This window comes from Pontibacter rugosus, from assembly GCF_042678745.1.
Taxonomy (GTDB): Bacteria; Bacteroidota; Bacteroidia; order Cytophagales; family Hymenobacteraceae; genus Pontibacter; species Pontibacter rugosus.
Map to the genome: position 1 here is coordinate 1 of NZ_JBHTLD010000218.1, position 7,927 is coordinate 7,927.

At 48.4% G+C, this 7,927-nt stretch carries 5 protein-coding genes; 3 read left to right on the forward strand and 2 right to left on the reverse strand.

The window, feature by feature from the left end:
* Positions 1 to 49 precede the first annotated feature (49 nt).
* The 3 genes from ACFQ2O_RS18065 (at position 50) to ACFQ2O_RS18075 (ending at position 3,844) form a co-directional block, all read left to right on the forward strand.
* Positions 50 to 1,888 carry a PAS domain-containing sensor histidine kinase gene (locus ACFQ2O_RS18065; RefSeq protein WP_377531137.1) on the forward strand — a complete coding sequence of 613 codons (1,839 nt, stop codon included), beginning with the start codon at positions 50 to 52 and terminating at the stop codon, positions 1,886 to 1,888.
* Between the two features lie 346 nt (positions 1,889 to 2,234).
* Entirely contained in the window at positions 2,235 to 3,689 is a 1,455-nt protein-coding gene (locus tag ACFQ2O_RS18070; RefSeq protein ID WP_377531142.1) for an alanine/glycine:cation symporter family protein, read from the forward strand.
* A gap of 29 nt (positions 3,690 to 3,718) precedes the next feature.
* Positions 3,719 to 3,844 carry a hypothetical protein gene (locus ACFQ2O_RS18075; protein ID WP_377531144.1) on the forward strand — a complete coding sequence of 42 codons (126 nt, stop codon included), beginning with the start codon at positions 3,719 to 3,721 and terminating at the stop codon, positions 3,842 to 3,844.
* 60 nt (positions 3,845 to 3,904) lie between these two features.
* Here ACFQ2O_RS18075 and ACFQ2O_RS18080 read toward each other — a convergent pair whose 3' ends face one another.
* Both ACFQ2O_RS18080 and hrpB read right to left on the reverse strand, forming a co-directional pair.
* Complete coding sequence (locus tag ACFQ2O_RS18080; RefSeq protein WP_377531146.1) at positions 3,905 to 4,453, reverse strand: YceI family protein; 549 nt, start codon at positions 4,451 to 4,453, stop codon at positions 3,905 to 3,907.
* Between the two features lie 918 nt (positions 4,454 to 5,371).
* Positions 5,372 to 7,819: an ATP-dependent helicase HrpB gene (gene hrpB / locus ACFQ2O_RS18085; protein WP_377531150.1), complete on the reverse strand. Its 2,448-nt coding sequence runs from the start codon at positions 7,817 to 7,819 to the stop codon at positions 5,372 to 5,374.
* Between the last annotated feature and the right edge of the window lie 108 nt (positions 7,820 to 7,927).

The following is a 7,927-nucleotide window of genomic DNA, read 5'->3' on the forward strand; positions in this document are numbered from 1 at the left end:
GTAATTATTTTTCATTTATAGTAATGTAAAACATCCTTATAAACTCTATTTGGAGCAAAATCAACTGCCAACACAATTTTCTAACGCCATACTTCTGCATAGCCCTTACTTTACCTGTTTAATTGATCAGAGCGGATTGATTAAACAGGTAAGTGAATCAGCAAAAAGACATGTTGGCTACCAGGAAGATGAGCTTATAGGGAAAGATGTGCTGGAGTTTATTTATCCGGGAGATAAGCGGCTAGTTCTTACTACCATGCATAAGCTGAGCTCCGAGCCGGGTGCTGCCACTTCTTATACTATAAGGTATAGGTCTAAGAATGGAGACTGGCGATGGCTGGAGGCGCATGTTTCCAACCAGACAAAAGATGAACTCTTGAAGAGCTATGTGGTGTATGCGCGTGATGTAACGCAGCAGCAGGAAACAGCGCTAGCTAACAAAGTAGATCTACACTATTATAACTCCCTCTTTCAAAACCACCCCGGAATTGTTTTTTCCCTAACGCCGGAAGGTATCTTTGACCGGATCAATGCCAGTGTCCAGAAAGTATTGCTTTACCACGAGGAGGAAATGATTGGCGAGCATTTTTCAAAGTTCACTGCCCCCTCCTTCACGTTCGAGGCTATCAAAGCCCTAAGCAAGGCCAGCAATCAGGAGCCTAGTGTAATAGAAGGAAAGGTTATCAATAAGCATGGTAAGGCAGTTACACTTATCATCACGCTTATTCCTGTTTACCTATGCCCTACTAAAATAGGTATACTAGGTACTGCAAGAGACATCTCTGCTGAAAAGACGGCGCAACGGGAACTTGAAAAGCTATCGCTGGTGGCCAGTAAAGCGGTGAGTTGTGTGGTGATAACTGATGCTTTAGGCAGGACAGAATGGGTGAATTCTGAATTTACACGCGTTACCGGCTATACATTAAGAGAAGTGCTGGGTAAAAAACCGGGTCACCTGCTGCAAGGCCCTGACACTGACCCTATGGCTGTACAGTACATGAATAGCCAGGTTCTGAAGAAACAGCCTTTCCATGTAGAGTTGATCAACTACCGCAAGAACGGTGAAAAGTTCTGGTTCAGCATGAATATTACGCCCATGTTCGACGATGAAGGCAACCTCGTACAGTTCTTCGCTATTCAGGATGATGTGACAGAGCGAAAGCAATCTGAAAAGAAAATGCAGCTGCTGGCCGAAGACCTACAAAAGCACAATCAAGAGTTGCAGCAGTTCAACTATATTGTATCGCACAACCTCAGAACTCCGGTAGCCAATTTACTTGGCCTGGCTTCTATTCTGGAGCAACACCCCCATGACAGTGAAAATTTTCATTCCTCGCTCCAAAAGCTGAAGCAAACGGCCATGAGCTTATTTAACGTTATCAAAGATTTAAATGACCTGTTGTCTCTTCGGGATTTTGATACGAATCCAAATCGGGAACAGGTTTGTATACATTCTGTTTGCCAGGAGGTGCTCAAGAGTTTAGAAGACAGGTTTGAGAGCTTGCGGGCTTCTGTTAACTTAGCCATTCCCGAAGATGCCTGTCTTCAAGCTACCAGAGCCTACATCTATAGTATCTTCCATAATCTTATAGCTAACGCTATTAAATACAGAGACACTGAAAGACCTTTAGAGGTTAGCATACGCCACGAGGCAACAGAACAGTATCTTATTTTTAAAGTTGAAGACAATGGCGTGGGCATAGACTTAGACAAGGCAAAGAATTCTATTTTTAAGCTATACGGCAAAATTGATAAACGTGCAGATGGCCGTGGAATGGGTTTATACATGGTAAAGGCACAGATAGAGTCTATAGGGGGAAGTATAGAAGTTGAGAGCACTCCGGGGAAAGGCACTACGTTTATACTTTCGTTTCCCAAAAAGCAGTAAAAGCAACAGGCTGCGCGCTTATATTACCCTATAAGTATAGTCTCATAGTTAGTGCCATGCTTATGTAGTTGAAGCCAATGTAGCTCATCTTGGTGTATTAGTATACTTATACCACTTTATACTTATAGCACGGATAGCGGCCGTAACAGATACAAGGGAACTTACACAGCAGTAACAACAACCTGTAATTCAGCCACCTGCACAAGTATACAGAAGCCTCTCCCACAGTTCACATCAGCCATAATAGCTATATTTTCATAAAATTTCTATATTTAGGGAGAGAAAACTGGTTTTCCGCTGAGGGGCACCAGAAGTTATACTTGTTAAATCCCTGTCTTAAAAACAAATGGAAAACATTATTACCGCAATCAACGACATCGTCTGGAGCAATGCCTTAATTATACTTTGCCTTGGCGCAGGGATTTACTTTTCAGTAGTGACGCGCTTTTTGCAGGTGCGCTATATACGCGAGATGCTTCGCTTGCTTTTTAACGGACAGTCGTCTAAGAAAGGAGTTTCCTCTTTTCAGGCATTTTCCATTGCCATTGCTGGCCGGGTTGGTACAGGCAACATTGCTGGCGTAGCCACAGCCATTGCCATGGGCGGGCCAGGTGCTGTTTTCTGGATGTGGATGATCGCTTTTCTAGGTAGTTCTTCGGCATTTATAGAAGCCACACTGGGCCAGATTTACAAACAGGTAAAAGATGGGGAATACAGAGGTGGCCCAGCCTATTATATAGAGAAGGGATTAGGCGTGAAATGGTATGCAGTGGTGTTTGCTGTAGCCACTATTATAAGTATGGCCTTGTTTCTGCCGGGCGTGCAAAGCAACAGCATCGCCTCCAGCATGAACACCGCCTTTCAGATTCCTACGGTTGTAACAGGTGGAGGCGTAACGCTTTTACTGGCGCTAATCATTTTTGGCGGTGTAAAGCGCATTGGCAAGGTAGCTGAGGTAGCTGTTCCGTTTATGGCGGGTGCCTATATTCTCATGACCATTATCATCATCATGATGAACATATCAGAAGTCCCTGCCATGTTCAGCTTGATCATCCGCTCTGCCTTTGATGTAGAACCTGCTTTTGCGGGTGTTTTCGGTATGGCCATTGCCTGGGGTGTGAAAAGAGGAATTTACTCAAACGAAGCAGGCCAGGGTACGGCTCCACACGCTGCGGCAGCCGCAGAGGTAAGCCACCCGGCCAAGCAAGGACTGGTACAGGCTTTTTCGGTGTATGTAGATACGCTGTTTGTATGCACCGCCACTGCCTTCATGATACTTTTTACGGGGCAATACAATGTAGTGAATCCTGAAGGAGGCTTTATTGTAGAGAACCTGCCAGGTGTGGCTTTTGGACCAGAATATACGCAGCAGGCTGTCAATACCTACTTCCCAACGTTGGGCAGTGGTTTTGTGGCTATTTCGCTGTTGCTGTTTGCCTTCACGACCATCATGGCCTACTATTATATAGCTGAAACCAACCTGAGCTACCTGAATGGCAAAGGCAGAAAGTGGATGCTGTGGGGATTGCGTGCGCTTATACTTGGGGCAACTTTCTACGGCTCCATCAAAACGGCAGAATCTGCCTGGGTTTTAGGCGATATAGGAGTAGGTGTCATGGCCTGGCTAAACGTGGTGGCAATTATATTGCTTAGAAAGCCGGCTTTGCGTGCGCTAAAGGATTACCAAGAACAGCGCAAGGCTGGACTTGACCCTGTTTTTGATCCGGTAAAACTAGGTATCAAACATGCCGATGAGTGGGAGAAAAAAGTGCAGGAGGAAAAAGAATTACAAGCAGTATAACCAAGTATAAAAACTAACCGATAGAGGCTATGGAACGCTATACACTTTTATTAAGCAACAAATACATTCGATTTATACTTATGGCTTTAGCTGCAATGGCTATTTACCAGGGTGGTAAAAGCGTAGGAGAGTTTGCTTACTATGTAACACATTAAAGAGCAAGACATAAAAAAGGCGCGAATTTCTGAATTGAGATTCGCGCCTTTTTTATGCCCCTACTCTACCGTTTGCTCCTGCTCCTGGGCAAGCTGTATACTGGCAACAAGCTTGATGTCTTCCCCTAGCACAAGCCCACCTGTTTTGCTAAGCGGGTTATAAGTTAAGCCAAACTCCCAGCGGCTGATAACTCCACTTACCTCAAAACCAGCCTTTACGTTGCCCTGCTCATCAGTTGCTATACCACCAAACTCTGCCTGTAGTTCCACAGGTTTGGTTACGTTTTTTATAGTAAGCATGCCATAGAGGCTATACACATCATCATGCAGCTTGGTAAAAGTTGTAGACTGGAAGTTGATGTGCGGGAAATTTTCTGCATCAAAAAAGTCGGCGGAGCGCAAGTGGCTGTCACGCGCCTCTACCTTGGTGTCTATACTTCTAACATCCAGCGAAAAGTGAATTTCAGCGTTCTCAAAGTTTTCTCCCTGTGCTGTTGCACCGCCTATAAAATTATTAAAAGAACCTGTTACGGTTGAGATGACAAGGTGCTTTACTTTAAAGTATATTTCTGAATGATAGGGATCTATTGTCCATTTAGTTATTGCCATAGTTTTTTTCTTTTGTTGATTATAAGGGCAGATTTAAGCTGATACATTTGCTTCAATCATTTTACATGTTCAGACATAGGCATGTTTGAAACACGTAAATATATAACAGCGGAATTGCTTCAGATGTTGCGGAGCAGCAGGTTGTGGAAAATAAAAAAACAATAGCTAAGAAGCTAATTAGCTATAACAGAATACGTTTAATAAGCGACACACCAAATCTCAGCTTTAATTATTCATGCTATTTTCGTGCTGAGCATGCTTAGCTCTCCTTGAAAGTCAGGAGCGGGTTGTTTCTCTGCTAGTGCTATCTTGTTGGCCTCTGAAGCGAACTTACAGCTCATTTCATGAAACAAGGGTGTTGCATTTTCAACTCAACTATCTTGCAAAGCCATACTTGCTGGATTTCTATCAAAGCCTTACAGGCGCAAGTGTCCGCTTGTGCTCATAAATGGCCGCTGCCATACTTGCATAGGCGCTGCTTACGGCATCTTCAACCAAGGAATCCTTTATAGCTTCCGTTCATCCTCCAGCTCCCCCATACTCATCGTTTAAACTCATACATTAAAGCGCTCCACGGAAAGACTGGTACTAATTTTAGTTAGCGCCTGCTTTCCCAGCTTTCTGTAGGGATAGGTCGCGACCTGTCCGTGCGATACCGCCAACTATATAATTTATACTTATAAAGCAGCACTAACCGGAACGCCCCTCCCGAAGCTCATTTTGCAGGAAAAAACATTCTATTGCATCAAGTTTTAAAATGTGAGGGAATACGCTCCTCAAAACCTGCTACGAAAACTGGTACCTTTCCCCATTTCAACCTCAAGATGAAATCTTGCAGTATTTTATTCCACTTTTAGTAATCTTTCTATCATCATAATCCTGTCCATCCACTCATCCTGCAAATCCTGATCCGGACAATTACCTCTCCCACTTCACCTCCGGGAATACCGCTTCCAGTTGCCGCTTGATAACTCTGTAGTTGCCCTTCCAGAAGGTAGCCAGATCTGACACCGTCGTGATAGGCTTTAGCTCTGGGGTAAGCAGGTGCAGCTCTACTTTCATTTCGCCGGCATCTACGGTGGGGCTTTCTTCCCAAGCCAGAATGTCCTGCAGCCGTATCTCCAGCTTTGGTTGCTCGCCCTGCGCCTTATACTCCAGTTCTATACTTGATCCATCCGGCAAATTTATACTTGCAGGAGCCAGTACCTCCAGTCGCACACGCTGCTCATCATTAAGGTATTTCTTTTCCAGTATCGGCAGCAGCTCCAGCTCCATCAGTTCGTCGGGGTGCTCGATGTCGGAAAGGTGTGGGCGCAGCCAGTCCCAGTTGGTCATGAGCAAGGTGCTGGTGCTTACGTCGGGCCAGCCTTCTGCCGGACGCCATTTGCGCAGGCTCAGCACGCGGTTTTGCCACTGCGTTAGCTCTTCGTTAAAGTCCAGCAGGTGGTCGCCTTCCAGTTTAATAGCTTCGGAGATGGCCGGTATGCGGTGCTTCTCGTCGGGTGGTGGCAGCGGCTTGCTTTGCAGCACAATGCTGCCGATGCGGGTATCCATAGAAGCCGTTAGCTCGCCGTCGTTCACATCCCAGTGGTAGCTTTCCTGCTGCTTTACGAGCGGAGCCAGGTCGCGGGGGTTGAGCGGTGAAGCCAGGAAAATACGGCCGGGGTTATCGCCGGTGCCTGCATGCAGGTGCGCAATAGCCAGCCATGACTCGTGCGCCAGGTCGTCGCGGTGACCGGCAGAAGCGTATTGGCCACTGGCCAGCTGGAACTGCGCGTTGTTGCCGGGGCGGGCGTAGGCAATACGCTCCGGGTAGCAATGCGCCAGCAGCACGCCTGTTTCATAGTCATCAAAGCTGCCGTTCTCAGGCTCTACCTCAAACAAAGAGCGGTATGAGCGGGCAATCTTCTCTATCTTACTGAAACGCTTGCCCTGCCCCTGCTCTTTCCGGTAGCGGCGCAGCGCTTCCACTCTTAAGTTAATGTCGATGCCAGCGTTGCGGTCCAGCGGGTCGCGCTCTTCCAGCACGGAGGCAATATCGCTTGCCAGCGCCACCTGGTCTGTTTCCTCGGCTTTGAGCAGCATGTGCGCAATACGCGGGTGGCAAGGCAGCGCGTGCATGCGCTTACCGTGCTCCGTGATGCGGCCATGCTCCAGCGCCTGCAACTGATGCAGCATGTCGGTGGCGTATTGCAGGGCAGCACGCGGTGGCGGGTTCAGCCAGGTAAGGCCACGGATATCCGTAATCCCCCACTGCGCCATGTCCAGCACCAGCGACGACAGGTCTGCTTCCATAATCTCGGGCGTGCGGTGCGGGGCCATGCGCTCCTGCGTGGTTTTGCTCCACATGCGGTAGGCAGTGCCGGGACCCAATCGACCGGCACGACCGGCACGCTGGTCGGCAGCATCTTTGGAAATGCGCACCGTTTCGAGGCGCGACAAACCAGACTTCGGATCGAAGCGGGAGGTTTTGCCGAAGCCCGTATCCACCACCACTGAAACGCCTTCTATGGTTAAGCTGGTCTCGGCTATACTTGTGGCGAGCACCACTTTGCGTTTGCCTTCGCGGTTGGGCATAATGGCAGCGTACTGCTTGCCGAAGGGCAGCATCCCGAACAGCGGATGGATCATGACGCCGCGCATTTGCCTGCGCAGTATGTCTTCTACTTTGCGAATGTCGTTTTCGCCGGGCAGGAATACGAGAATATCGCCTTCCTGCTCCTGTGCCGCCTGCTGCACCACTTTGGCAACCATTTCGGGCAGCATGCGGTCGTCTGCGTCGCCGGTGTAATGCGTTTCGATGGGATATTGCCGCCCCATACTTTGCGCCACCGGGGCCTTGAGCAGGCTCGTGAGCTGGGGCATATCCAGCGTGGCCGACATCACCATAATGCGCAGGTCCGGACGAAGCGTGTGCTGCGCCTCCCGGCTCAGGGCCATGGCTACATCGGCATGGATGCTGCGCTCATGAAACTCGTCGAAGATCACGATGCCGATGCCCGTCAGCGAGCGGTCGCTGTGGATCATGCGGGTGAGAATGCCTTCGGTGACGACCTCGATGCGGGTGCGCTCGGAAATGCGCGTCTCGAAACGGATGCGGTAACCGACAGTCTGGCCTACCTCCTCCCCCAGCAACTGCGCCAAGCGCTCGGCAATGGTTTTGGCCGCCAAACGCCGAGGCTCCAGCATCACGATTTTCTGATCTTTCAGCCATACTTCGTCCAGCAAAGCCAGCGGCAGCAAGGTGCTTTTACCGGCTCCGGGAGGGGCGTTTACGATCAGCGTGTTCTGTGCCGCCAGGTGTTCTCTAACGGCAGGTATGATTTCCCGAACGGGGAGGTCTATGGTAAATGGGTTGAAGGGCAAGAATTTGAGAATTTAGTGAAGCTCTGTTGTTTTAGCTTCTAAGTCTGCTAGAAAAAGCTTAAAACTCGTATTTGCTGCTCCATATTTTAGAAGATCTTTATTTTTTAT

What these genes read in the sequence shown, in the direction of transcription:
- ACFQ2O_RS18080 (WP_377531146.1), bottom strand. Translation starts at nt 4,453, where the DNA reads ATGGCAATAACTAAATGGACAATAGATCCCTATCATTCAGAAATATAC.
- ACFQ2O_RS18075 (WP_377531144.1), top strand. Translation starts at nt 3,719, where the DNA reads ATGGAACGCTATACACTTTTATTAAGCAACAAATACATTCGATTTATA.
- ACFQ2O_RS18070 (WP_377531142.1), top strand. Translation starts at nt 2,235, where the DNA reads ATGGAAAACATTATTACCGCAATCAACGACATCGTCTGGAGCAATGCC.